27 protein-coding genes are annotated in these 25274 nt (G+C 65.5%); 22 read left to right on the top strand and 5 right to left on the bottom strand.

All coding sequences use genetic code 11. The annotated features are described in order from the left end of the window. From SAS01S_RS04035 to SAS01S_RS04015, 5 genes are all read left to right on the top strand, one after another. Positions 1-679, top strand: a 679-nt coding sequence (locus SAS01S_RS04035) for a uroporphyrinogen decarboxylase family protein (RefSeq protein ID WP_066805225.1), incomplete at its 5' end; no start/stop codon positions are given. Beyond that, entirely contained in the window at positions 679-1116 is a 438-nt protein-coding gene (locus tag SAS01S_RS04030; RefSeq protein WP_439646829.1) for a CopD family protein, read from the top strand. The genes SAS01S_RS04035 and SAS01S_RS04030, both read left to right, overlap by 1 nt. Before the next feature lie 151 nt (positions 1117-1267). Next, entirely contained in the window at positions 1268-2524 is a 1257-nt protein-coding gene (gene rho / locus SAS01S_RS04025) for a transcription termination factor Rho (protein ID WP_066805204.1), read from the top strand. Between the two features lie 177 nt (positions 2525-2701). Next, the gene (locus tag SAS01S_RS04020) at positions 2702-3355 is read left to right on the top strand and encodes a YjbE family putative metal transport protein (RefSeq protein WP_066805202.1); all 654 of its coding nucleotides are present in this window, start codon (positions 2702-2704) and stop codon (positions 3353-3355) included. A gap of 44 nt (positions 3356-3399) precedes the next feature. Continuing rightward, positions 3400-4050 (top strand): YjbE family putative metal transport protein, encoded by a 651-nt coding sequence (locus SAS01S_RS04015; protein WP_066805200.1) that lies wholly within the window; start codon positions 3400-3402, stop codon positions 4048-4050. Between the two features lie 6 nt (positions 4051-4056). Here the strand turns inward: SAS01S_RS04015 and SAS01S_RS04010 are convergent, their stop codons facing one another. Then, the gene (locus SAS01S_RS04010; protein ID WP_066805188.1) at positions 4057-4758 is read right to left on the bottom strand and encodes a dienelactone hydrolase family protein; all 702 of its coding nucleotides are present in this window, start codon (positions 4756-4758) and stop codon (positions 4057-4059) included. Between the two features lie 103 nt (positions 4759-4861). Here SAS01S_RS04010 and SAS01S_RS04005 point away from each other — a divergent pair, with 103 nt between their 5' ends. From SAS01S_RS04005 to SAS01S_RS03980, 6 genes are read left to right on the top strand one after another with little or no spacing between them, the layout of a single operon-like run. Beyond that, positions 4862-5092: a DUF6489 family protein gene (locus tag SAS01S_RS04005; RefSeq protein WP_066805185.1), complete on the top strand. Its 231-nt coding sequence runs from the start codon at positions 4862-4864 to the stop codon at positions 5090-5092. 23 nt (positions 5093-5115) lie between these two features. Beyond that, a complete protein-coding gene (gene mnmE, locus SAS01S_RS04000; RefSeq protein WP_066805183.1) occupies positions 5116-6396 on the top strand; it encodes a tRNA uridine-5-carboxymethylaminomethyl(34) synthesis GTPase MnmE in 1281 nt (426 codons plus the stop codon). A gap of 37 nt (positions 6397-6433) precedes the next feature. Beyond that, entirely contained in the window at positions 6434-8272 is a 1839-nt protein-coding gene (gene mnmG / locus SAS01S_RS03995) for a tRNA uridine-5-carboxymethylaminomethyl(34) synthesis enzyme MnmG (protein WP_066805180.1), read from the top strand. Further along, the gene (gene rsmG, locus SAS01S_RS03990) at positions 8269-8880 is read left to right on the top strand and encodes a 16S rRNA (guanine(527)-N(7))-methyltransferase RsmG (RefSeq protein WP_066805178.1); all 612 of its coding nucleotides are present in this window, start codon (positions 8269-8271) and stop codon (positions 8878-8880) included. The genes mnmG and rsmG overlap by 4 nt, the downstream gene beginning before the upstream one ends. Beyond that, positions 8877-9662, top strand: a complete 786-nt coding sequence (locus tag SAS01S_RS03985; RefSeq protein ID WP_066805176.1) for a ParA family protein — start codon at positions 8877-8879, stop codon at positions 9660-9662. The genes rsmG and SAS01S_RS03985 overlap by 4 nt, the downstream gene beginning before the upstream one ends. Continuing rightward, positions 9659-10561: a ParB/RepB/Spo0J family partition protein gene (locus tag SAS01S_RS03980; RefSeq protein WP_066805161.1), complete on the top strand. Its 903-nt coding sequence runs from the start codon at positions 9659-9661 to the stop codon at positions 10559-10561. Before SAS01S_RS03985 ends, SAS01S_RS03980 begins: the two co-directional genes overlap by 4 nt. 200 nt (positions 10562-10761) lie before the next feature. On the opposite strand, the gene SAS01S_RS03975 is transcribed toward SAS01S_RS03980, so the two are convergent. Continuing rightward, positions 10762-11979: an FAD-dependent monooxygenase gene (locus tag SAS01S_RS03975; protein WP_066805158.1), complete on the bottom strand. Its 1218-nt coding sequence runs from the start codon at positions 11977-11979 to the stop codon at positions 10762-10764. 193 nt (positions 11980-12172) lie between these two features. Here SAS01S_RS03975 and SAS01S_RS03970 point away from each other — a divergent pair, with 193 nt between their 5' ends. From SAS01S_RS03970 to SAS01S_RS03945, 6 genes are all read left to right on the top strand, one after another. Next, the gene (locus tag SAS01S_RS03970; RefSeq protein ID WP_066805155.1) at positions 12173-14476 is read left to right on the top strand and encodes a DNA translocase FtsK; all 2304 of its coding nucleotides are present in this window, start codon (positions 12173-12175) and stop codon (positions 14474-14476) included. A 9-nt stretch (positions 14477-14485) separates the two neighbouring features. Continuing rightward, on the top strand, positions 14486-14737 hold the full coding sequence (locus tag SAS01S_RS23030) for a hypothetical protein (RefSeq protein ID WP_066805152.1): 252 nt from the start codon (positions 14486-14488) through the stop codon (positions 14735-14737). Then, positions 14734-15357: a LolA family protein gene (locus SAS01S_RS03960; protein WP_066805149.1), complete on the top strand. Its 624-nt coding sequence runs from the start codon at positions 14734-14736 to the stop codon at positions 15355-15357. The genes SAS01S_RS23030 and SAS01S_RS03960 overlap by 4 nt, the downstream gene beginning before the upstream one ends. A 298-nt stretch (positions 15358-15655) precedes the next feature. Then, entirely contained in the window at positions 15656-16447 is a 792-nt protein-coding gene (locus SAS01S_RS03955) for an exodeoxyribonuclease III (protein ID WP_066805147.1), read from the top strand. Between the two features lie 10 nt (positions 16448-16457). Further along, the gene (ribA, locus tag SAS01S_RS03950; RefSeq protein ID WP_066805144.1) at positions 16458-17510 is read left to right on the top strand and encodes a GTP cyclohydrolase II; all 1053 of its coding nucleotides are present in this window, start codon (positions 16458-16460) and stop codon (positions 17508-17510) included. A gap of 37 nt (positions 17511-17547) precedes the next feature. After that, on the top strand, positions 17548-17721 hold the full coding sequence (locus SAS01S_RS03945) for a hypothetical protein (RefSeq protein WP_157082652.1): 174 nt from the start codon (positions 17548-17550) through the stop codon (positions 17719-17721). 41 nt (positions 17722-17762) lie between these two features. On the opposite strand, the gene SAS01S_RS03940 is transcribed toward SAS01S_RS03945, so the two are convergent. Next, positions 17763-18449: an HAD family hydrolase gene (locus SAS01S_RS03940; RefSeq protein WP_245656737.1), complete on the bottom strand. Its 687-nt coding sequence runs from the start codon at positions 18447-18449 to the stop codon at positions 17763-17765. After that, entirely contained in the window at positions 18446-19108 is a 663-nt protein-coding gene (locus SAS01S_RS03935; protein ID WP_066805139.1) for a YggS family pyridoxal phosphate-dependent enzyme, read from the bottom strand. The genes SAS01S_RS03940 and SAS01S_RS03935 overlap by 4 nt, the downstream gene beginning before the upstream one ends. On the opposite strand from SAS01S_RS03935, the gene SAS01S_RS03930 reads away from it, so the two are divergent. Then, positions 19107-19667, top strand: coding sequence for a thiamine phosphate synthase (locus tag SAS01S_RS03930; protein WP_066805220.1), 561 nt, complete (start codon positions 19107-19109; stop codon positions 19665-19667). The genes SAS01S_RS03935 and SAS01S_RS03930 overlap by 2 nt on opposite strands. Positions 19668-19814: 147 nt before the next feature. Here the strand turns inward: SAS01S_RS03930 and SAS01S_RS03925 are convergent, their stop codons facing one another. Further along, entirely contained in the window at positions 19815-20471 is a 657-nt protein-coding gene (locus tag SAS01S_RS03925; protein WP_066805120.1) for a hypothetical protein, read from the bottom strand. Positions 20472-20701: 230 nt separating this feature from the next. Between SAS01S_RS03925 and SAS01S_RS03920 the strand changes: the two genes are divergently transcribed. The 4 genes from SAS01S_RS03920 to holA are packed head-to-tail and all read left to right on the top strand — an operon-like array spanning position 20702 to position 25194. Next, entirely contained in the window at positions 20702-21142 is a 441-nt protein-coding gene (locus SAS01S_RS03920) for a DUF3576 domain-containing protein (protein ID WP_084238468.1), read from the top strand. 49 nt (positions 21143-21191) lie between these two features. Further along, on the top strand, positions 21192-23684 hold the full coding sequence (gene leuS / locus SAS01S_RS03915) for a leucine--tRNA ligase (RefSeq protein ID WP_066805118.1): 2493 nt from the start codon (positions 21192-21194) through the stop codon (positions 23682-23684). Further along, entirely contained in the window at positions 23681-24178 is a 498-nt protein-coding gene (lptE, locus tag SAS01S_RS03910) for an LPS assembly lipoprotein LptE (protein ID WP_066805116.1), read from the top strand. Before leuS ends, lptE begins: the two co-directional genes overlap by 4 nt. Further along, positions 24175-25194, top strand: coding sequence for a DNA polymerase III subunit delta (holA, locus tag SAS01S_RS03905; protein ID WP_066805115.1), 1020 nt, complete (start codon positions 24175-24177; stop codon positions 25192-25194). Before lptE ends, holA begins: the two co-directional genes overlap by 4 nt. The last annotated feature ends 80 nt before the right edge of the window (positions 25195-25274 follow it).

Below are 25274 nucleotides of genomic sequence, written 5' to 3'. Positions count from 1 at the left end.
CGAGCCGGTGTACGAGACGGTGCGCCGCGTGGTTGCGCAACTATCCGCGGGAACGACGATGCTGGGCTTTGCCGGCAGCCCGTGGACGGTCGCCACCTACATGGTCGCCGGGCAAGGCAGTCGCGACCAAAGCGAGACGCGACGGCTGGCCTATCGCGATCGCCAGGCGTTCCAGGCGATCATCGATGCGATCGAAATCGTGACGATCGATTACCTGTCGAAGCAGATCGATGCGGGCGCAGAGGCAGTGCAATTGTTCGACAGCTGGGCGGGCAGCCTGGCACCGAGCGAATTCGAGCGCTGGGTGATCGCTCCGAACGCGCGCATCGTGTCGGCGCTGGCAGAGCGCCATCCGACAACGCCGGTGATCGGTTTCCCCAAAGGCGCTGGCGCGAAACTGGCAGCTTATGCACGTGAGACCCAGGTCGGCGCGGTCGGGCTCGATGAGACGGTCGATCCGGTCTGGGCCAACGAGGTGCTGCCTAAGGGATTGCCGGTGCAAGGTAATCTCGATCCGCTCGCGCTGATCACTGGCGGTGACGTCATGACCTCAGCCGCGCGCCGCATCCTTGCGGCCTTCACCGATCGCCCGCATATCTTCAATCTGGGCCATGGCATTCTGCCCGATGCGCCGATCGCGCACGTCGAGCAGCTCCTAAATTTCGTAAGGAATGGATGATGGACTTCCTCGCCTCGATCTATCTGTGGCTCAAGGCGGCGCACGTCATTTTCGTGATCTTCTGGATGGCCGGGCTGTTCATGCTGCCGCGCTATCTGGTCCACCATCAGGATTCGCTCGGCACGCCCGAGGCGGCGAAATGGGTCGAGCGCGAGACCAAACTGCGCAAGATCATCATGACCCCGTCGATGATTCTGGTCTGGGTGTTCGGCCTGACCATCGCCACCGTCGGCCAGCATTGGAATGAGGGCTGGCTCCACGCCAAGTTGCTGCTCGTCATCGTGATGAGCGGGTATCACGGCTGGATGACGGCCTATGCGAAGAAGCTTGCCGGCGGCAAAGCGACGCTGACATCGAAGCAGCTCCGCCTGATCAACGAACTTCCTGCCCTGTTTGTCGCGCTGATCGTCATCCTGGTGGTGGTGAAACCATTCTGATCGCCTTGACTTGAGGGAATCGCGCCCATAGATCGTGGAGACGAGCGGTGCCCTTCGGGACGCTCGCTCTCCTCCTTCCTCCAGCATCGTCGCGGTCCTCGCCGACAGAAGCTCGAAAAATCTCCCCCAAGTCACCCGGAATACACCCGAAATGCATCTTAAAGACCTCAAGAAGAAACCCCCCGCCGAGCTCGTCGCGATGGCCGAAGAGCTGGGGGTCGAGAGCGCGTCGACCCTGCGCAAGCAGGATCTGCTGTTCGCGATCCTCAAGGAACAGGCCGAAAATGGCGAGTTGATCATGGGCCTGGGCACGATCGAAGTGCTGCCCGACGGTTTCGGCTTCCTGCGCAGCCCCGAGGCCAATTACCTCGCCGGCCCCGACGATATCTACATCTCGCCCAATCAGGTCCGCAAGTTCGGCCTGCGCACCGGCGACACGGTCGAAGGCGAGATCCGCGCGCCCAAGGATGGCGAGCGCTATTTCGCCCTGACGCGGCTCACCAGCGTCAATTTCGACGATCCCGACGCGGTCCGTCATCGCGTCAATTTCGACAACCTCACCCCGCTCTATCCCGAGCAGAAGCTGACGCTCGACCAGCTCGACCCGACGATCAAGGACAAATCGGCGCGGGTCATCGACATCGTCAGCCCGCAGGGCAAGGGTCAGCGTACCTTGATCGTCGCGCCGCCGCGCGTCGGCAAGACGGTGATGCTCCAGAACATCGCCAAGGCGATCACCGACAACCATCCCGAAGTCTTCCTGATCGTGCTGCTGATCGACGAGCGCCCGGAAGAAGTCACCGACATGCAGCGCAGCGTTAAGGGCGAAGTCGTCAGCTCGACTTTCGACGAACCCGCGCAGCGCCACGTCCAGGTCGCCGAAATGGTGATCGAAAAGGCCAAGCGCCTGGTCGAGCACAAGAAGGACGTGGTGATCCTGCTCGACTCGATCACCCGTCTCGGCCGCGCCTACAACACCGTCGTCCCGTCGTCGGGCAAGGTGCTGACCGGCGGTGTCGACGCCAATGCGCTGCAGCGCCCGAAGCGCTTCTTCGGTGCTGCCCGCAACATCGAGGAAGGCGGGTCGCTGTCGATCATCGCCACCGCGCTGATCGATACCGGCAGCCGGATGGACGAAGTCATCTTCGAAGAGTTCAAGGGCACCGGCAACTCGGAAATCGTCCTCGACCGCAAGGTCGCCGACAAGCGCATCTTCCCGGCGATGGACGTCGGCAAGTCCGGCACCCGTAAGGAAGAACTGCTGGTCGAGAAGAGCAAGCTGTCGAAGATGTGGGTGCTGCGCCGCATCCTCATGCAGATGGGCACCACCGACGCGATGGAATTCCTGCTCGACAAGATGAAGGACTCGAAGACCAACGAGGACTTCTTTGATAGTATGAACCAGTGAGCGGCCGGGATTAGCGTTCGCTAATCCCCGGACTCGCTCCTGGTCGGCCGGCGGACCGCAGGTCCGACCGACGGCGCGAATTCACTTCGCGCCGCAATCCCGAACCAAGCAAACGGCCGCGGCTCACCCTGCGCCGTTTTCGTTTGCACCCCTGCCGCCCGCTGCTAACTCCGCCCGATGCCAGTTATCGACATCTCCGACGTCTTCACCGCCGCGGGCCTCGCCGCGCTCGGCCAGGTCATCATGATCGACCTGATGCTGGCCGGTGATAATGTCGTCGTGCTAGGCACGCTTGCCGCCGGCCTGCCCGAAAAGGACCGCAAGCGCGTCCTGTCGATCGGCGTCGGCGTCGCATTGCTCTGCCTGGTGGTATTCGCGTTCGTCGCGACCCAGCTGCTCCATGTTGTCGGGCTGCTGTTCGCAGGTGGCGTACTCTTGCTATGGGTAGCCTGGAAGCTGTTCCGCGAGCTCCAGCACGCACGGCGTCACAACCAGGCAGTCGCCGCCGATGCCGCCACGCCGGCGCGGGCGCCCAAGAGCTTCGCCAGGGCGGCGTTCCAGGTCGCGCTCGCCGATCTGTCGATGAGCCTCGACAATGTGCTGGCGGTGGCCGGCGCCGCGCGCGACCATCCAACCGTCCTGCTGTTCGGGTTGGCCTTGTCGGTTACGTTGATGGCGATCGCCGCCAATTACATCGCGCGGCTGATCGAGCGCTATCACTGGATCGCCTATCTCGGCCTGGTCGTGATCCTTTATGTTGCCGGATCGATGATTCACGAGGGGATCGTCGATCCCGCGATCGGGCTCGGGCGGTTGTTCGGCTGGCTCTGACTGCGGGAACAACCCCTGCCCTGGCGGGCTTGTAGAATCCGCCGATGGATATTGCCGCTTTCTTCTCCGCCCAATCGCTCGCCGTGCTGGGCGAAGTGGTGGTGATCGACCTGGCGTTGGCCGGTGACAATGCCGTGGTGGTGGGCTCGCTCGCGGCCGGTTTGCCGCACGACCAGCAGAAGAAAGTCATCCTGGCGGGAACGGCGGCGGCGCTAGTACTGCGCGTCGCGTTTGCACTGATGGCAACCTATCTACTTCATTTCATTGGTGTTCTGGCCGCAGGCGGGCTACTGTTGCTGTGGGTGGCATGGAAATTGTGGCGCGAATTGCGCGAGCGGGCCGAGCGCGAACGTAAGGGCCGCAAATCGGTCAGGACGTTCGGTGCCGCGGTGCTCGCCGTCGCGCTCGCCGACGTCAGCATGAGTCTGGATAACGTCCTCGGCGTCGCCGGCGCCGCGCGCGACCACCCTGCCATCCTGGTGTTCGGCCTGATCTTTTCGGTCGCGGTGATGGGGCTCGCCGCCAATCTGATCGCACGCGTGATCGATCGCCACCGCTGGATCGCCTATGTCGGGCTGGCGGTGATCCTGTGGGTGGCGTGCTCGATGATCTACGACGGGCTGACTGACCGACGCGTTGGCGTATTGCCGGCGCTCGGGCTCGACGCCAGATTGCCGCAACTTCCTAACATATAAGGATAATCACGTCAGGCTATCGGCGAAAAACGTCATCGTGCGTTCGTCCGCCTGATTGGCCGCCTCCTCACTCCGGCGCTTGCCGAACTCGGTGGCGAAGCCGTGATCGACCCCGGGATAGTCATGCAGCGTGACTTTGGGATTGTCGTCCAACCCCTCGTGCATCGCCTTCTGTATCTCGGGACTGACGAAGCCGTCGGCGCCGGCGATATGGAGCATCAGCGGCCGCGCGATCGCATGTTTCTCGCGCAGTAGGCCATCGATTCCGACCGCATAATAGCCGACCGTCGCGTCGATATCGGTGCGCGCCGCGGTCATATACGCCAGCCGCCCGCCCAGACAGTAACCGACCGCGCCGACCTTGCCGCCCCCGACGCGAGCACGCGCGGCGTGGATCGCTGCCTCGATATCGCGGATACCCTGATCCTGATTGAACTTGCCCATGTAATCGAGGGCGGCCTTGAACTGATCGGGGATATCGGGATCGAGTTCGATGCCCGGCTCGAGCCGCCAGAACAGATCGGGCGCGATCGCCAGATAGCCCGCCTCGGCGAGCTGGTCACACTTGCGCCGGATGCCGGCGTTCACCCCAAAAATCTCCTGGATGACGATGATCGCTGCGCTCGCATTGCCCCCACCAGGCTCGGCGACATAGGCATCGAAGCTGGCGTCTTTTTCGAGCGTCTCGATCTTGATCGTCGCGGTCATGGCTCTCTCCGAATGGGACGTTGCGATAGGTGGTCCGTCGCGCGCATACAGGTAGTTTGAACAGGTAGCAGCGCGGCCGGCGCGCTCAAGCGGAGTTTCGGCGATGAAGATCAATGTCGAGGTGGATTGCACTCCCGAAGAAGCGCGCCGCGCGATCGGCCTGCCCGATTTGACCCCGATCCACGACAAATATGTCGAGGCGGTGATGAGCGCGATGGACGGCAATATGGTCAAGCCCGAATTGCTCGAGACGATGATGAAGAGCTGGATGCCGATGGGCGATGCCGGGATGCAATTCTGGCGCAAGATGTTCGAGGGCGGCAAAGACGAGTAATCCCCGCTTGGTCTGACATTGTCATGAGCACGATCTTTGCCCCCTCGTCCGGTCTGCCGCCGGCGGCGATCGCCGTCATTCGCGTCAGCGGCCCGCAGGCTTTTGCGGCAGCGCGAGCGCTGGCGGGCGATCTGCCTGTTCCACGTGAAGCACGGCTGCGGACCTTGCGCGACCCGGTGAGTGGAGATCATCTCGACAGCGCGCTGGTGCTGGTCTTCCCTGCCCCCAACACCGCGACGGGCGAGGATCTTGTCGAATTGCATGTCCATGGCGGGCGTGCCGTCGTTGCCGCGGTCGAGGCGGCGCTTGGACGGCAGCCAGGCCTGCGCCGCGCCGAACCCGGCGAATTCACCCGGCGGGCGCTGACCAACAGTCGCATCGATCTCGCCGAGGCCGAGGGACTCGGCGACCTGCTGTCGGCCGAGACCGAGCTGCAACGGCGCGCGGCGCTGGCGATGGCCGACGGCACGCTGTCGCGGCAGATCGCCAATTGGCGCGCCGCGTTGCTTGGACTGGCGGCACGGCTCGAAGCGTCGCTCGATTTTTCGGACGAAGCCGATGTCGATGCCGTGCTGCTCGATGGCATTCGAAGTGAGGCCCGGGCGGTGGCGTCCGAGATCGAGGCGGCGCTGAGTGCGCCTGCGGTGGATCGTCTGCGTGACGGCATCCGAGTCGTGCTTGCCGGTCCACCCAATAGCGGCAAGTCGACCTTGCTCAACGCGCTGGCGCGTCGCGAGGCGGCGATCGTCTCGCCGATCGCGGGGACGACGCGTGATCGAATCGAGGTGCCGGTGTCGCGTGCGGGAATCCCCTTCGTGCTGACGGACACCGCCGGCCTGCGCGAATCGGCGGGCGATGCGATCGAGGCGATCGGGATTGATCGCGCCGGTCAGGCAATCGCCGGGGCCGATCTGGTGCTGTGGCTGGGTGATGGCGCGCCGCCGGAAAAGCGCATGCTGTGGCTCCATGCCCGCGCCGATATGGCTGGGCGAGAGGATGTGCCGGATAGCGTGGTGCTCGCGGTGTCCGCGGAATCGGGATTCGGCATCGAGCAATTGTGGGAGCTGCTGGTCGGCCGCTCATCGGCGCTGATTCCCGGGGCGAGCGATATGGCGCTCAATCAACGTCAGCGGGCGCATTGCCGCGAAGCGCGTGAGGCGCTTGGCGACATGGGCGCACCAGACGAGCTCGTCGTTGCGGACGCATTGCGGCGAGCCAACGTAGCGTTGGCGCGGATCACCGGCGATGTCGGGATCGAGGCGATGCTCGACGCCTTGTTCTCGAGGTTCTGCATCGGAAAGTGAGTGTTCCACGTGGAACATCCCTGCTAATCGCGCTGCCATGAACAGCTTCGATGTCATCGTGATCGGCGGCGGCCATGCCGGTGTCGAGGCCGCTGCGGCAGCCTCGCGACGCGGCGCGTCGGTCGCGTTGGTGACGTTCGACGCGCGCAATATCGGGACGATGTCGTGCAACCCCAGCATCGGTGGGCTCGGCAAGGGCCATCTCGTTCGCGAAGTGGACGCCTGTGATGGCATTATCGCGCGCGCCGCCGATGCCGGCGCAATCCACTATCGCCTGCTCAATCGCTCCAAGGGTGCCGCGGTTCGCGGTCCACGCGTGCAGGCGGATCGGCGCCGGTTCGGTGCCGCTGTGCGCGAACTGCTCGCGCGACACACAGGCGTGCAACTGGTCGCGAACGAAGCGACCGCGCTGGTGATCGACGGCGGGCGGATCGCCGGTGTCGAGATGGCCGATGGCGAACGCCTCGCCGCCACGGCGGTGGTGCTGGCGACCGGGACCTTCCTGGGCGCGCGAATGTTTCGCGGCGACGAGCGCGACGCGGGCGGTCGGCTGGGCGAGCGTGCGGCAACAGTGATGTCCGGGCAATTGCGCGATCTTGGACTGCCGATGATGCGGCTCAAGACCGGCACACCGCCGCGCCTCGACGGGCGAACGATCGACTGGGCGCGGACCGAAGTGCAGCCCTCCGAGGCGGATAGCTGGACGATGTCGGCGCTGTCGCCGGGCCGTCCCCTCCCCCAATTGTGGTGCGCCATCACGCGGACGACCGATGCCAGCCACGCCATTATCCGTGCCGGACTCGACCGCTCGCCGCTCTTCTCGGGCGATATCGAAGGTGTGGGACCGCGCTACTGCCCGTCGATCGAGGACAAGGTCCATCGCTTCGGCGATCGCGACGGCCACCAGATCTTTCTCGAACCTGAGGGGCTCGACGACGCGACGGTCTATCCCAACGGCATCTCGACCTCGCTGCCGGCCGACGTGCAACAGGCCTTGATCGCCTCGATTCCGGGGCTCGAGCGCACCCGGATCACTGCATTCGGCTATGCGGTCGAATACGACCATATCGATCCGCGCGCGCTCGGTCACCGGCTTGCGGTCGCTGCATTGCCCGGCCTGTTCTGTGCCGGGCAGATCAACGGCACGACGGGATATGAGGAAGCTGCGGCGCAGGGCCTGGTTGCCGGCGCCAATGCCGCTGCCGCGGCGCTGGGCATCGCCGATTTCGTCCCCGACCGCGCGCAATCCTATCTCGGGGTGATGATCGACGATCTGGTCCTGCAAGGCGTCACCGAGCCCTATCGAATGCTCACCGCGCGCGCCGAGTTCCGGCTCCGGCTGCGCGCTGACAATGCCGAAACCCGGTTGAGCGCGGTCGCCGAGGCTGCTGGCCTGCTCGGCGAGGAGCGGCTGCGCCATGTCCGCGCACGCGAGGCTGAGCGCGCTGAGGTCGACGCACAGCTTGCGGAGCCGCTCACCGCTAGCGCGCTGGCAGCGCGCGGCGCGCAGGTCGCGCAGGACGGGGCGCGACGGTCGGCCGGCGAATGGTTGCGCTTCCCCGGGGTCGAGCTGGCGCACGTCTCCCCCACCCTCACTGGGTCGTCGACGCCGGTCATCGAAGAAGCGATCGAGGACGCGCGCTACGCGCCCTATGTCGAGCGCCAGGAGGCTGAAGTGTCCGAGCTGCGTGCGAGCGAACGCATCGCGCTGCGACCTGATCTCGACTTCGGGGCGATTCCCGGCCTGTCCAACGAAATGGTCGAACGCCTGACCGCTGCCCGCCCCGCGACGCTGGCGGCCGCCGGACGCATCCGAGGGATCACCCCAGCAGCGCTCACCGCGATCCTGCTCCACGCGACGCGAGCGGCGGCATGACAGAGGATGACGCCCGCGATTGGGCGACGACGCGGTTCGATGCCGGGGCGATCGCCCGCCTCGACCATCTGGCGGCGATCATCACGGTAGAAAGCGACCAGCAGAATCTGATCGCGCGCTCCACCCTGGCAACGATTTGGTCGCGGCATATCGTCGATTCGCTGCAGCTCGCACCACCGGCGCCCGATCAAGGGGATTGGCTCGATATCGGAACCGGCGCCGGCTTTCCCGGGCTCGCGTTGGCCGCGGTGCAACCGGAGCGGCGCTTCATCCTGGTCGAGCCGCGCCGGCTGCGCGCCGACTTCCTGCGGGAAACCGCTGCGGCGCTTGCCCTTCCCCTAGTTGAGGTCATCACCGGAAAGGTCGAGAATGTGCGCCAGCCGGTCGCGGTAATCTCGGCGCGCGCCGTCGCGCAGGTGGCACAGATAATCGCGTCGGCGGTGCAGTGCGCCAGCAATGAGACACTTTGGCTGCTACCCAAGGGACGAGCGGCGCGCGAAGAGGTGGCGCGTGCCAAGCAAAGATGGCATGGAATGTTCCACGTGGAACAGAGCATCACCGATCCTGAATCGAGCATCGTGATCGCGCGCGGAGTACGAGCGCGATGACCGTCATTGCCGTGGCCAACCAGAAGGGCGGCGTGGGCAAGACCACGACGGCGATCAACCTGGGAACCGCGCTGGCGGCAACCGACAAGCGCGTCCTCATCATCGACCTCGACCCGCAAGGCAACGCCTCGACCGGGCTCGGCATCCACCGCGCTGACCGCAAGAAATCGAGCTACGATGTCCTAGTCGGCGAAGCGTCGGTGGTTGAGGCGGTGATGGCGACCGTGGTGCCGCATCTGGACATCGTGCCGGCGACGGTCGACCTGTCGGGCGCGGAAATCGAATTGGTCGACTATGAGGAGCGCACACACCGGCTCGACCATGCGCTCGAAGTGGCCAGCGATCGCTGGGATGTCGTGTTGATAGACTGCCCCCCCTCGCTTGGCTTGCTGACGATCAACGCGATGGTTGCGGCCGATTCGCTGCTCGTGCCGTTGCAATGCGAATTCTTCGCGCTCGAAGGGCTGAGCCAGTTGCTGTCGACAGTCGAACGCATCCGCTCGCGATTCAATCCCGGCCTGGCGATCCTCGGCGTCGCCCTCACCATGTACGACCGCCGCAACCGGCTGACCGACCAAGTCTCGGCCGACGTCCGGGCGGTGCTGGGCAAGGTGGTGTTCGACACGGTGATTCCGCGCAACGTTCGCTTGTCCGAGGCGCCCAGCCATGGGCTGCCCGCCCTGATCTACGATTATCGCTGTTCGGGCTCCGAAGCTTATATGGCGCTGGCACGCGAGTTGATCGGGCGCCTGCCCCCTGCGGCCCCGGCGATCGCGGCATGACGACCGAAGCTCCCCGCAAACCCCGCCCCAGCCTAGGCCGCGGGCTCAATGCCCTGCTCGGCGACATCGCGCCGGATGCCGTGCCGACAATGGGCGGCGGCGAAACGCCGGCGGGCATCCGCATGCTCCCAGTGGGCGCGCTGACGCCGCAGCCGGGCCAGCCCCGCCGCGTGTTCGACGAAGCCGCGCTCGAGGAACTGGCACAGTCGATCGCGGCACGCGGTGTGCTCCAGCCGATCCTGGTCCGCCCGCACGGCCGCAACTACCAGATCGTCGCCGGCGAACGCCGCTGGCGTGCGGCGCAGCGCGCACGATTGCACGAAGTGCCGGTGATCGTCCGCGAACTCGACGATGCCGACACGTTCGAAATCGCGCTGCTCGAAAATATCCAGCGCCGCGATCTCAACGCGGTCGAAGAAGCCGATGCGTACAAGCGTCTGATCAACGAATTCGGCCATACCCAAGAAGCGCTGGCCAAGCTGGTCCATAAATCGCGCAGCCACATCGCTAACCTATTGAGACTGCTTGATCTTCCTGAATCCGTCCTCTCGTTACTGACCGACGGCAAGATCGACATGGGGCACGCCCGCGCGCTGATTGGCGCCCCGGATGTGGAAAGCCTCGCAGCCGAAGTGGTGGCACGCGGCCTGTCGGTGCGCGAAACCGAGCGGCTGGCCAAGGCAGCGAAGGACGACGGCACGTCGGGCGGCCATGGCGGCGGTGGCGGTAGTCACGGGCGCAACGCCGACATCGCCGCGCTCGAGCGCCAATTGACCGACGTCATCGGGCTCGGCGTGAAGATCACCTACAGCGCGAAGGGCGGGACGCTGACCGTCTCCTATTCGACGCTCGACCAGCTCGACATGGTCTGCCAGCGGCTAACCGGCGAACCGCTTTAGGAATTTCGCACTAACTTTCCAAACGGGAGAGGGATTCGCCGACTTAGGTCGGCGCAGTCGGCCTTAATCGTAGATGGGAGAGCGGATGCGGTCCAAAAGACCGCGCGGAGCTTCGCTCCGCGGCACCCTCTCCAACCTGCGCTCAGCGGCGTTGCCGCTAAGCTTCGGTATCCTCTCCCTCAAAAGAGAGAAGAAAGAGTCTAAACCACCAACCCCGCCAGCAATTTCGGCAACGCCCCCGATTCGCCCCGCGCTTCGGCGATGAAGCGGTCCTTCAGCATCGGCGCATGTTGCACCGCCGTCAGCCCGAATCGCCGCACCGCGCTGGCGGTCTTGCCGGGAATTCCGAACAATCGGGTCAACCCGTCGGTCGCCGCCGCGACCATGAAGGTGTCGAGGCTGCGCCAGCGCTCGTAGCGGGTCAGCAGCGCGCGATCGCCGACGTCGAGCCCGATCCGCTTGCCGTCGACCAGCACCTCGACCAGGGCGGCGACGTCACGGAAGCCGACATTGACGCCTTGTCCGGCGATCGGATGGATGCCGTGTGCGGCGTCGCCGACCAGTGCCAGCCGCTCGGCGGTGATCGTCGCGGCGTGGTGAAAGCCGAGGGGATGTGCGAAGCGTGGTCCAAGCCAGGTCAGCTTGCCGAGGAATCCGCCCATCTTGCGTTCGAGCTCGGCCAGATAGCCGCGGTCGCCGAGCTTCTGCATGCCCGGCCCCTGGTTCCCGCGCACCGACCAGACGATCGCCGAACGATGCCCGCGATCGTCGTCGTTAAGCGGCAGGATCGCGAAGGGTCCCTCGGGATAGAAGATCTCGTAGGCGACATTCTCGTGGCTATGCTCGTGCCCGATCGAGGTCACCAAGGCGACATGGTCGTAGGTCCAGCGCGCGACATTGAGCCCCGCCGCCTCGCGAGTCGGCGAATTGCGGCCTTCAGCGCCGATCAGCAGCGACGCGCACACCTGGCTCCCGTCGCTCAACGTGGCGCGAACGCCGGCCGCGTCGCGCTCGATCGCGACGGCGCGCGTCTGCATTCGAAGGTCGACGCCCGGCGCGGCGCCGGCGGCATCGAGCAAGGCGGTGCGCAGATCGCGATTCTCGAACATCGTGCCGAGCGCTGATTCGCCGTCCTGCGGCACGAAATCGAGCGCCCCGGGTTCGAGCCCGTCCGACACCCGGATGCCTTCGATCGGACAGCCCTTGCCGGCCAACCGATCGGCCACCCCGATCGCGCGCAGCATGTTCATCGGCGCACTGGCGATCGCCGAGGCGCGCCCGTCGAATCCCGCCGCGGTGACCACCGCCGGATCGGCCGGATCGACGACGATGCTGGTGATGCCATGCGCGTCGGCTGCAACCGCAAGCGCGCTGCCGACCAGCCCGCCGCCGAGGATGAGGAGATCAGCCTGAGACATGCGGGATGCCCTACGACTTGAGGTCTAGGGCGGCAATGGGTGGCGCGACGAACGTTAATCCTCCCCGGCACGGGGAGGATTTTGCTCAACCAGCCTGCTCTCGCCCCCTCCCATCCACACCGCCTTGACGTCGGACTCCGGTAGAGCGAGAATCGATCGTGAACGCACAGCGTACATTTCGGGGGATTCGACCATGGCCAGCCGCGCGCAGACGCCGCTCTGGCGGGAAACGGTGAAGGCGGGCGCTGCCCGATCGGGCGCGATGATCGTCGCGGTGGCGGTCGCCGCGGTGTCGTTGCTGTTCGTCCTTTCGCTCGCCAGCTATCATTCGGGCGACCCGTCGCTCAGCACCGCGGCCGGCGGCCCGGCGCAGAATCTGATCGGCTATCCGGGCGCGGTGTTCGCCGACCTCGCTTACACGGTCTTGGGCTGGCCGGCCTGGGGCATGCTGGCGATCGGTCCGGTGATCGCCTGGCGGCTGTGGCGCGACGAGGATGTCGGCAGCTGGCGGCGGATGGCGCTTGGCGCAGCATTCGGCCTCGCGCTGGTCGCGACCGCGCAGGGATTCCTGTCTGGCGGCGCCAGCCTCGACTGGCCGGCCGGCAAGAGCGGGCTGGTCGGGATGCTGATCGCCGACGGCCTCAAATGGCTGATCGCGTTGATCGGCAACCCTGTCGCAGTGTTGTGGACCGACCGCGTGGTCGCGACGCTCGCCGGGCTGTCGGGTGCGGTGATCTGGTTCATGAGCCTGGAAGTCGGAATCCCGCGCGTGCCGACGATGCCGCGAATCGGCCGATCGGCCGAGGTGCAGCGCCTGACCGACCAGCGGCCGGGCGATCGCGTGATCGACATGGAATCGGAGCAGTCGATTCGCCAGCCGCGCGCGGTCGCATTGCCCGACAACCGTCCGGCGCCGGTGATCGCCGAGCGCAATGCCGCGCCTGCGCCGGCCAAACCGGCCAAGCCCAAACAGGGCAGTTTCGATCTGCGCGACAATTATCCGTTGCCACCACTCGATCTGCTCAAGGCGGCACCGCCCTCGACCGGCGGGCCGATCGACAAGGCCGCGCTCGAGCGCAACGCACGCCTGCTCGAAACCGTGCTCGACGATTTCCACGTCAAGGGTCAGATCACCGCGGTCCATCCCGGTCCGGTGGTGACGATCTACGAGCTCGAGCCCGCTGCCGGGACCAAGGCGAGCCGAGTCGTGCAGCTCGCCGACGATATCGCGCGCAACATGTCGGCGGTGTCCGCGCGCATCGCGCCGATCCCCGGGCGCACCGTGATCGGCATCGAATTGCCCAATGCCCGGCGCGAGACGGTCAATCTCCACGAGCTGATGGCGTCGGACGCGTTCGAGGATCAGTCGGCCTCGCTGCCGATCGTGCTGGGCAAGAACACCGCGGGCGACCCGGTGATCGTCGACCTGGCGCCGATGCCGCATCTGCTCGTTGCCGGCACGACCGGGTCGGGCAAGTCGGTCGGGCTCAACTGCATGATCCTGTCTTTGCTCTACAAGCTCGACCCCAAACAGTGCCGGATGATCATGATCGATCCGAAGATGCTCGAACTGAGCATGTATGACGACATCCCGCATCTGCTGTCGCCGGTGGTCACCGATCCGTCCAAGGCGGTCCGCGCGCTCAAATGGGCGGTCGAGCAGATGGAGGACCGCTATCGCATGATGGCCTCGGTCAACGTGCGCGGGCTGGCCAGCTTCAACGACAAGGTGCGCGCCGCCAAGGTCAAGGGCCAGCCGCTCGGGCGCAAGGTGCAGATCGGATACGAGGACGGCAAGCCGGTCTATGAGGAAGAGCAGCTCGAGTTCGAGCCGCTGCCGCAGATCGTCGTCATCGTCGACGAGCTCGCCGATTTGATGATGACCGCGGGCAAGGAAGTCGAATTCCTGATCCAGCGACTGGCGCAGAAGGCGCGTGCTGCCGGCATCCACCTGATCATGGCGACACAGCGGCCGTCGGTCGACGTCATCACCGGCGTGATCAAGGCGAACCTGCCGACGCGCATCTCGTTCAACGTCACCAGCAAGATCGATTCGCGCACCATCCTGGGCGAACAAGGCGCCGAACAGCTGCTCGGCAAGGGCGACATGCTCTACATGGCGTATGGCAAGCAGATCAGCCGCGTCCACGGCCCGTTCGTCAGCGACGACGAGGTCCGCGCGGTCGCCGATCACTGGCGCGCGCAAGGCCAGCCCGACTACATCCAGTCGGTCACCGAGGAGAATGAGGACGGCTTCGCGCTCGACGGCGCGCCGTTGGGTGAGGATTCGGCCGAGGACCAGCAATATCGCGGCGCGATCCAGCTGGTGGTCGAAAGCCAGAAGGCGTCGACCTCGTGGCTGCAGCGCCAGATGCGGATCGGCTACAATTCGGCGGCGCGGTTGATCGAGCGGATGGAAAAGGACGGCATCGTCGGCCGCCCCGACCATGTTGGCCGCCGCGAAGTGCTGCGCGATCGCGAGGGGAATCCGTTGTAGCGCCTGTCGATGGTCGAGATATTTCCGCGCAAGGAAATCGACTCTGTACATCGTGCTCCTGCGGAAGCAGGAGCCCAGGGTAGCACCGAACTGAATTACCCTGGGTTCCTGCTTTCGCAGGAACACGCGACAATCGAATTTCTTTGCTACAATGATCCCAACCGGCTCGACTTGCTGAACCGTAGCCCAGCTTGGAGCGTTCACAACGCGTTCAAGCCCGCTGCGCCATATCTCGCGCGCTTTTCAGGAGAATATTCGTGACGTCTCGCGCCCTAGCGCTGTTGTTCGTGCCCGCTTTCGTCGCCACCGCCGCCGTTGCCGCGCCGGCCGCGACGTCGCCCGACCTTGCCAAGGTCCAGGAGCATTTGCGCGCCGTCCAGTCGATGACCGCGGCGTTCAGCCAATATGATCGCAACGGCAAGACACTGACCGGCGTCCTGTCGCTGAAACAACCGGGCAAACTCCGCTTCCAATATCAGAAGAGCGTGCCGATGCTGATTGTCGCGGACGGCAAGTCGTTATGGTTCCTCGACTATCAGGTCGGGCAGAAACAGCGGTGGCCGATCGGCGGATCGCCGCTCGGCGTATTGCTCGACCCCAGCAAGGATATCGGCCGCTTCGCCAAGGTGATGCCGACGGCCGATCCTTCCGTCATTTCGGTCGACGCCAGCGATCCCAAACATCCCGAATATGGCCGCATCACGTTGGTGTTCGAACGTAACGCGGCGGGGCCGGCCGGGCTGATCCTGCGCGGCTGGGTGGCGCTCGACGCACAGAACAATCGCACGACGATTCGACTGTCGGATCCCAAGTTCAACGTGCCGATTTCCGACGGAACGTTCCGCTTCAACGATCCAGTGCGCGGCGGCCCAAGAAAATAACGCACCGTTCATCTGGGCGACAGCTTTGCCCGCTTAATACAGTTCTCGCGGATGTGGGGCGGTTCAGGATTTTCCCCCTGTTGCCTGAAACGGACCACTTCCCGCCTGCGTGACGAACGCTAGGTCGGCCCCTGTTCCATGCCCCCGGAACAGGGGCCTTTCTCTTTTTGATCGGCTCTCGCCGATGGGCGGTGCCAGCCCGCTCCCCCACCCGACCTCCCATAGAATACTGACGTTGGGAGGTCGGGTGGCGGAGCAGGCTGGCACCGCGACGGATCGATAGCTACATCGCGAGCGCATGACCTCCCTCAAGATCGTCTCCTGGAACATCAACTCGGTGCGGTTCCGCATCGAAATCGTCGAGAAATTCCTGCGCGAAGTGGCGCCCGACATCTTGTGCCTGCAGGAAACCAAGGTGATCGACGCCGACTTCCCCGAAGGCGCGTTCCGCGCGCTCGGCTATGACACGATCTTCCTTCACGGCCAGCGCATGCATCACGGCGTCGCGATCATCAGCCGGATTCCGCTGGTCGAGGACGATCGATTCGACTGGCAGGCCAATCGCGAGGCGCGGCATGTCGGCGTGCGGTTGCCGAACGGCGTGCGGTTGGAGAATGTCTATGTGCCCGCGGGCGGCGACATCCCCGACCGCGAGATCAATGCCAAGTTCGGCCAGAAGCTCGATTTCGTCGAACGCATGACCGCCTGGTCGGCGACGCTCGATTGCCCGACCATCCTGACCGGCGACTTCAACATCGCGCCGCTCGAATCGGACGTGTGGAGCCACAAGCAGCTGATCAAGGTCGTCAGCCACACGCCGATCGAAGTCGACGCGCTCAACCGGCTCAAGGATTCGAATTCCTGGGTCGATCTCGGGCGCCATTTCTATCCCGCGCCGGCGCGCCTGCACACCTGGTGGAGCTATCGCTCGCCCGATTGGACGGTCAACGATCGCGGCCGCCGGCTCGACCATATGTGGGCGACCGCCGATGTCGCCGCCACGGCGCGGTCGCATCAGGTGTTCGAGGACTGCCGCAACTGGCTCAAGCCATCGGACCATGTCCCGATCATGACCGAGTTCGACCTGTGAAGGCGCCGCGATGAGCGCGCGCGACGTCGCCCGCGCGATCGACGCGCTGCGCCGTGGCTGGCCGATCGCGATCCAAGGCGCCGGCGCGCCGGTCGGGCTGTTGGCGATCGAAACCGCCGATGCCGGGCGGATGAAGGCGTTCGACCCCGAGGGCGAGTCGCCGATCCTGCTGTCGGCCGGGCGCGCCGCGACGCTCAAGCTCGCCAATCAACTCGAGGCGGCGATTCCCGATTCGCCAGTGCTGGTCGAGCGCACGTTCTGGATCGATTTCGACTGCGCGGTCGCGCTCGCCGATCCCCAACTCGACATGGCGACCCCGATGAAGGGCCCGTTCCGCGCGATCCATGTCGACGATCGTGACGTCATGGCGGCAGCGTTGGCCCTGGCACGCACCGCGGGGGCCCTTCCCGCCTTCTTTGTCGGCCAGGCGCCGGACGAGGTCATTACCATCGCCGATATCGAGGCGTTCGAGGATCCGATCAGCCTGGCGATCGCGGCACGCGCCAAATTGCCGGTCGCCGGCTCGGAGAATTCGGAGATCGTCGCGTTCCGATCGCCCGATTCGCCCGGCGAGCATGTCGCGCTGATCATTGGCCAGCCCGACGGCCGCCCGCCGTTGGTGCGGCTGCACAGCGAATGCCTGACCGGGGACGTGCTCGGTAGCCTCAAATGCGATTGCGGGCCGCAACTCCACGCCGCGATTCACGCGATGGAGGATACCGGCTGGGGCATCCTGCTCTATCTCCGCCAGGAAGGGCGCGGGATCGGGCTGGTCAACAAATTGCGCGCTTATGCGCTGCAGGATCAGGGGTTCGACACGGTCGACGCCAATACGCGGCTGGGGTTCGCGGTCGACGCCCGCGATTTCCGCGTCGCGGCGCGGATGCTCGATCTGCTCGGCCAGACCAAGATCCGGCTGCTGACCAATAATCCCGAAAAGGTCCGCGTGCTGGAGGCGGCGGGAATCACGGTCGCCGAACGCGTGCCGATCGCGCTGCCGGCCAATCCGTTCAATGCGAAGTACCTGGCTACCAAGCGCGACCGGACAGGGCATCAGCTCTAAAATGGCGGGAGGCGGCTGGCGGGCGATACATGTCGGGATGACGAAGGACGGCCTGACGATCGACGGCGCGGACATATGGGCGCTGACATGGCACCGGACACACGAACCAGTGCTGCAGCTGCCCCACCCGACCTATCCCGATCAGCTCGACTATTTCGATATCTACGAGGCCGACGGTCCCGCCGGCCGACTCCGCTTCGCCGCAGGCTAACTGTCGGGCGGCGTCTGGGGATTCTACGTTCCCGCCTGAGGTCAGCCGAGCAACGCGACGACCTCGTCAAAGCTCGACGCCACCGCCGCTACCCCTATCGCCCGCAGCCGCTGGGCATGGTCGGGCGCGCAATGGTTGCCGGCGCACAGGCCGATGACGTACCCGCCCGAGGCGACCGCGCCGGTCGCGCCGACTTGCGAATCCTCGATGATCGCGCAATCGCCGATCGCCACGCCGAGCTTCTCGGCGCCGTAGAGGTAGAGATCGGGCGCCGGCTTACCGCGCTCGACATGCTCGCGGCCCGAATAGAGATGGTCGCCGAACACGTCCGACAGGCCGATATGCTCGAGATGACGGCGGATCCAGCGCGTCGAGCTCGACGATACCACCGCCTTGGGTAGATCGCGCGGCAGCGAGCGGACGAAGGCGACGGCACCGGCGACCTCGCCGATCCCTTCCGCCATCACCCGCGCATCCTCGGCCTCGCGCGCGGCGAAGAAGTCCTCCGGCAGCGCGCGGCCGATCCACGCTTCGACGCGGTCGAGAAAGTCCTTCCCCGCATAGCCCATGAAATTGGCCATCGATTGTTCGGGCGTGGTCGGATGCCCAATCGAGGTCAGAAAATCGGCGATATGCTTGTTGCCGATATATTCGCTCTCGATCAGCACGCCGTCGAAATCGAACAGCAACGCCGCGAACCTGACCGTGATGACGCCGCCGCCGCTCAAGCGCGCACCCCGAACAGCGCCGATCCGACGCGGACGTGGGTGGCGCCCAGCGCCACCGCGGTCGGATAATCGCTCGACATCCCCATGCTTAGCCCCGCCACATTGTTGTCGCGCGCCAGCTTGGCGAGCAGCGCGAAATAGGGTGCCGGTTCGACCTCGAGCGGCGGCACCGCCATCAACCCGACGATCGGCAGCTCAGCAGCACGCGCTTCGGCGAGCAAACCCGGCAAATCGGCGATCGCGCAGCCGCCTTTTTGCGGCTCGTCGCCAATATTGACCTGGACGAAGCAATCGGGGCGCCGCCCGCTTTCCATTGCTTTGGCCAGAGCGGCGATCAGCGACGCGCGATCGACTGAATGGATCTGATCGAACAAGGCGACCGCGTCGGCCGCCTTGTTCGATTGCAACTGGCCGACCAAGGCGAGGCGAATATCCGGGTGGCGCTCCCGCAGCGCCGGCCATTTGCCTTGCGCTTCCTGCACGCGATTCTCTCCGAACACGCGCTGTCCCGCCGCGATCAACGGTTCGACCGCCTCGGCGGGATGCGTCTTGGAAATGGCGATCAGTTCGATCGCGTCGCTGCGCCCGGCGAGCTTCGCCGCCCGGGCAATCGCATCGCGGACGCCGGCGAGCCGCGCGGCGGGGTCGTCGGTCGTCATGCCGCGCGCTATAGGCAGGGTCGTGCCGCATCGCCAGTCCCTGATCCCCATTTTGTGGCTGATGACCGACGAGCGGATCGGCGATGGGCTATGGGCGGCGCTGCGGCGTTTGCCGCGCGGCAGCGGCGTTGTGTTCCGGCATTATGCGACGGCGGCGCGGGAGCGGCGGGCATTGTTTCGACGCGTGGTGCGGATCGCACGGGCGCGCGGGCTGGTCGTGGTCCAGGCTGGCGAGCGGGATGGGTTCGGCGAGAATGGGGTGCATGGCGGGGCGCGCGGGAGCGGGCTGCAGACGGCTGCGGCGCATGATCGACGGGAAGCGGTAGCGGCGGTGCGGCGGGGGGCGGATGTGCTGTTCGTGTCGCCCGTGTTCGCGACTCGGTCCCATCCTGGGGCCAAGGCGCTGGGCGAGCGGAAGGCGCGGCGAATCGCGCAGGGGCTGCCTGTTGTCGCGATTGCCCTGGGCGGCATGGATGCGCGGCGGTTCCGGGGAATGACCGGGTTTGACGGCTGGGCGGCGATCGACGCTTGGGGCTCGCGGGGTAGCGGCGCGAAGTGAATTCAGTTGCAGGTAAACGATGCCCCGCATCGTTTAGGCCATGCCGGGGGCATGGCCGACCTGCAACTCGTCGGTCCTCGCTGACGCGAGGCCGGGCGGAGTTCTTGCTTTTTCGCTATTTAGCTGCCGCTAAATCGCGGCAAGAACTCAGAACCTGAACGCGGTTCCGACGTACACCGCCTGGCTGTCGCGCTGCGCATCCGGCAGCGGGGCGAGGCGATCGCGATCTTGCGACTTGTAGCGGACGCCCGCGGTCACATCGAGATTGCGGCTGAGCGAATAGGAGCCGCCGACATCGATCGAATCCTTGGGCAGATATCCCGCCAGGCGGGCATCGCCGACCGTGGTGCGTTCGCTGGTCGCCTTCAACTTGGTGCTGCGGCGGACCGAGAAGCTGGTGCCGATATCGATCGGCTTGCGGCCGACCGGGCTCGCGGCCAGATCGATCTTGAGATCGCTCGGCGTCACGACGTGCTTGACCGGCGCGTTGCGGCCGAGATCATAAGCGATCGGCGCCAGGCCGACCGAATCGGTATCGACCGACGGCGCGCCGCGCAGCGTCACGACACCGGTCTTGACCGCCGGCGGCGGCGTCACGCGGCGTTGCGTGCCGCGCGATTCTGCCGGCGTAAAGCGGAACGGAGTCGTGTCGAGCCCATTGCGCGCGATCAGCGCAGCAAGCTTGGGGTCGGCCGACGCCGGGGTGAAGAAAGACGCGACAGGGCGCGAAATCAGGCGTTTGGCGGCATCGGGAGCGCCGATCGCGGGCACGGCAAACGCGGCGGTGACAGCCAGTGCCCCCACGACCGTTCCGAAAATTGCCCGCTTCCCAACCACGATTTGGTTCCCTGCGACTCCAATAGTCATACGAGCCCTAACACGGTTCGATCCCGACTCGCCACAGGTGATCGCGTTTTTCCGCCGAGTGTTGCATCGCGTCCACAGACTCGTTCTGGTCTGTCGGCGCTTGCGGCGGGCGGTCCTGTGTCTATAGATGCGCGATAATCTCCCCCTTTCGTATCAGGGAACGACCGATGACCCTTCTGCGCCGTGCCGCGTATCTGGCCCTTCCGCTCTCACTGATGGCGTGCGCGCACCACCGGGGAGGGCCCGCCAAGGCCGACATCGCCGCGTCGAAGGTGACGACGATCGGCGTCAACGCCTATCTGTGGCGCGCGACCCTCGATACGCTGAGCTTCATGCCGCTGCTGCAGACCGATTCCAACGGCGGCGTCATCGTCACCGACTGGTACGTCAATCCGCGCTCGCCCGGCGAGCGGATGAAGGTCACGGTGTCGATCCTCGACCAGGATCTGCGCGCCGATGCAATCCGCGTCGCGGCGCTGCGCGAAGTCAGCACCAATGGCCAGTGGGTCGCGGCCCCCGTCCAGGCGGCAACCGTGCAGAAGCTCGAGGACGTGATCCTTACCCGTGCCCGCGACCTTCGCCGCCAGGCGATCGCACCCGGCAAATAAGCAAAGAACCCGGCGGGCGGGTAATGCCCGCCCAGCAGGATAGACCCAAATGTCGCGCTTCAACCCGCTGAAAGCGGATGCCCATTGGCAGAAGGTTTGGGATGAGTCCCAGACCTTTGCCGCGCGAGACGATTCGCCCAAGCCCAAGAGCTATGTGCTTGAGATGTTTCCGTATCCTTCGGGGCGGATCCATATGGGCCATGTCCGCAACTATACGATGGGCGACGTGCTCGCGCGCTATCGGCGGATGAAGGGAATGGAAGTGCTCCATCCGATGGGATGGGACGCGTTCGGCATGCCGGCCGAAAATGCCGCGATGGAAAAGCATGTCCATCCCGGTGGCTGGACCCGCCAGAATATCGCGACGATGAAGGCGCAATTGAAGCGGCTGGGCTTCGCGCTCGACTGGTCGCGCGAGATCGCGACCTGCGAGCCCGATTATTACGGCCAGGAACAGGCGCTGTTCCTCGACATGCTCGCCGCCGGCCTGGTCTATCGCCGCGAATCCGCGGTCAATTGGGACCCGGTCGACATGACCGTACTGGCCAATGAGCAAGTGATCGACGGCCGCGGCTGGCGGTCGGGTGCGCTGGTCGAGAAGCGCAAGCTCAACCAGTGGTTCCTCAAGATCACCCAGTTCGCCGACGAGTTGCTCGAGGGACTGAAATCGCTCGATCACTGGCCCGACAAGGTCCGGGTGATGCAGGAGAATTGGATCGGCAAGAGCCAGGGGCTGCAATTCGCCTGGTCGCTGTCCGATGGCGGTTCGGTCGAGGTATTCTCGACGCGTCCCGACACGATCTTCGGCGCCAGCTTCATCGCGGTCGCCGCCGACCATCCGATCGCGCAAGGCGTGGCCGCGAGCGATCCGAAGGCAGCGGCGTTCATCGATTTGTGCAAGCAGGGCGGGACCACCGCCGCCGAGCTCGAGACGCAAGAGAAGCTGGGCTACGACACCGGCATCACCGCGACGCATCCGTTTGATCCGGCGTGGCAAATTCCAGTCTATATCGCCAATTTCGTGCTGATGGACTATGGCACCGGCGCGGTGTTCGGCGTGCCCGCGCACGACCAGCGCGACTACGAATTCGCGACCAAATACGATTTGCCGATCCGCCGCGTCGTATCAGACGGCGACAAGACCGACGTCAAATTCGACGACGCCGAAGCCTATTCGGGCCCGGGCACTATCGTGAATTCGCACTTCCTCGACGGCATGGATGTCGAGGACGCCAAACGCGAGGTGATCATCCGCGCCGAAGCGGGCGGCTGGGGCAAGGGCACTACGGTCTATCGCCTGCGCGACTGGGGCGTCAGCCGCCAGCGTTACTGGGGCACGCCGATCCCGATCATCCATTGCGACCGGTGCGGTGCGGTGCCGGTGCCGCGCGATCAATTGCCGGTGGTGCTGCCCGAGGACGTCGCCTTCGACATCCCCGGCAACCCGCTCGACCGCCATCCGACCTGGAAGCACGTCGATTGCCCGTCCTGCGGTGGCAAGGCCATGCGCGAGACCGACACGCTCGACACGTTCGCCGATTCGTCCTGGTATTTCATCCGCTTCGCCAGCCAGCCCAAGGACAGACCGTTCGACCGCGCCATGGCCGAGCAATGGCTGCCGGTGGGGCAATATATCGGCGGCGTCGAGCACGCGATCCTGCACTTGCTCTATGCCCGCTTCTGGACGCGCGCGCTCAAGCATATCGGCATGCTTGATATCGCCGAGCCGTTTGCCGGGTTGTTCACCCAGGGGATGGTGACGCACGAGACCTACAAGTCGATCGAGGGCAAATGGCTGTCGCCCGACGACGTGCGCGACGGCAAGGAGATCGCCACCGGACAGCCGATCACGGTCGGCCGCACCGAGAAGATGTCCAAGTCGAAGAAGAACACGATCGATCCCGAGCCGATCGTCGACCAATATGGTGCCGACGCGACGCGCTGGTTCATGCTGTCCGATTCGCCACCCGAACGCGACCTCGCCTGGTCAGAGGCTGGGATCGAGGGCGCGTGGCGCTTCGTCCAGCGGTTGTGGCGCCTGGTCGACGGCATCGAAGAGGGCGAGGGCAATGATACCGCGCTCGACCGCAAGCTGGCGCAGACGATCGCCGGTGTCGCCGTCGACATCGAGGCGCTGCAGTTCAACAAGGCGGTCGCCAAGCTCTACGAACTGGTCAACGCGATCGAGAAGGCCAAACCTTCCGCCTCGCGCAGCAATGCGATTCCTACGCTGGTCCGCCTGGTCTCGCCGATGACCCCGCATCTCGCCGAGGAAGCCTGGGCTGCGATGGGAGGATCAGGCTTGGTCGCCAACGCCGATTGGCCGACCTATAATCCAGCATTGCTGGTCGAGGACGAGGTGACGATCGCGGTGCAGGTCAACGGCAAGCTACGCGATACGCTCGTCATGCCCAAGGGCAGCGACAGAGCGGTGGTCGAAGCCGCGGCGCGCGCCAATCCCAACGTGCTCCGCATCCTGGACGGCGCCGAACCGAAGAAGGTGATTGTCGTGCCCGATCGTCTGGTCAATCTGGTCGCATGAAGCGACTCGCGCTCCTCCTCGCGCTGGCGACCGCCGGCTGTGGCCTCCACCCGCTCTATGAAGGCGGCGCTTCGGGCCCGGTCGCGACCGGCCTGTCGCGAATCGAGGTCGCGCCGATCGACGGCAAGAACGGTTATCTGCTGTCGAATGCGCTGCGCGATCGCTTGCCGTCGCGCAGAGGCGAGCCCGCGCTGTACCGGCTCGAGGTCAGGCTCAATGATTCGATCACCGGGCTGGGCGTGAAGCGCGACGATACTATCACCCGCGAGCGCCGATCGCTGCGTGCACGGTACCAATTGGTCAATGCGTCGAGCGGGGAAGTGCTGGTCGATGCGACCGCGGGGTCGGATGCCGGCATCGACGTGGTCAATTCGGAATATGCCACGATCGCCGCCGAGAACACCGCGCTCGAAAACCTGTCGCAGATCGTCGCCGATCAGATCGTCACGCGGATTGCCGTCTATCAGCGCCGCGCCGCCGCCTCGGCGAAGTGAAAGCTTCAGAAAATCAGCTAGTTAACTCGCTGGATTCGGCGGCTCCCGCGGTCCGGCTCTATCTCCTCCACGGCCCCGACGAAGCGGGTGCGATGGACTATGCCGCGCGGCTCGGACGCGCGCTCGGGGCCGATGCCGAAAAGGTCGCGATGGAAGGGCCCGCGCTGCGCGGCGATCCCGGAAAGCTGGTCGACGAGGCCCGCTCACTCGCCTTGTTCGGCGGCCGGCGGTGGATTCTGGTCGCCAGCGCCGGCGACGAATCGCTCGAGGCGGCGCAAATGCTGATCGCCGAGCCGCAGGTCGAGCATCCGGTGGTGATGATCGGACCGGGGCTGCGCACCACCTCGAAGCTGGTCCAGTTCGCGATCGCGCAGCCGGCGGCAATGAGCTTCGCCTGCTACATTCCCGATGGCGCCAATGCCGACCGCATGGTGGTCGGGATCGCGCGCGAATACGGCCTGCGCCCGACGCCGACCGCGATCCGGCGGTTGATGGCGGCATCGGGCGGCGACCGCAGCGTGATCGCACGCGAGGTGGAAAAGCTTGCCCTCTATCTCGACGCAGCGGGCGACCGGCCGCGCGAGCTCGACGACGAGGCGCTCGACGCGCTGGGCGCCGATCTCGGCGAGTCGCAAATGTCCGATGTGGTCGATGCCGCGCTGGAGGGACGCGTGCACGATATCGCGCGCGAACTTGCCCGATTCGCCGATTCGGGTGGTGCTGCGATCCCATTGCTGCGGCAGATCGTCCGCAAGCTGATGACACTGGCGGCGATGCGCGCCGAGGTCGAGGCCGGCAAGCAGGCGTCGGCAGTGGTCAAGGCGCGCCGGGTCCATTTCCGCGAGGAGCCGGGGATGATCCGCCAGGTTCAGAAATGGAAGTCATCCGACATCGCCGCCGCGATCGATCGGCTAAGGCGTGCCGAACGCCAGCTGATGGCGCCGGGCGGGGCAGGAGAGTTGCTGTCCGACGTCGCGATCACCGAAACGACCCGCGCTGCGGCGCGGATGCGGTAGTTAATCCAGATCGCACAAAGACGAATACGCAACGAAGAAGGTTTGACTGCCTTCGCGCAGAGGCACCGGGGCGCAGGGTG

Origin of the sequence: Sphingomonas asaccharolytica NBRC 15499, from assembly GCF_001598355.1 — a bacterium.
In the GTDB taxonomy this organism is placed as follows: domain Bacteria; phylum Pseudomonadota; class Alphaproteobacteria; order Sphingomonadales; family Sphingomonadaceae; genus Sphingomonas; species Sphingomonas asaccharolytica.
The sequence above is the reverse complement of the archived record's forward strand: the minus strand, read 5'-3'. Positions and strand labels throughout refer to the sequence as shown.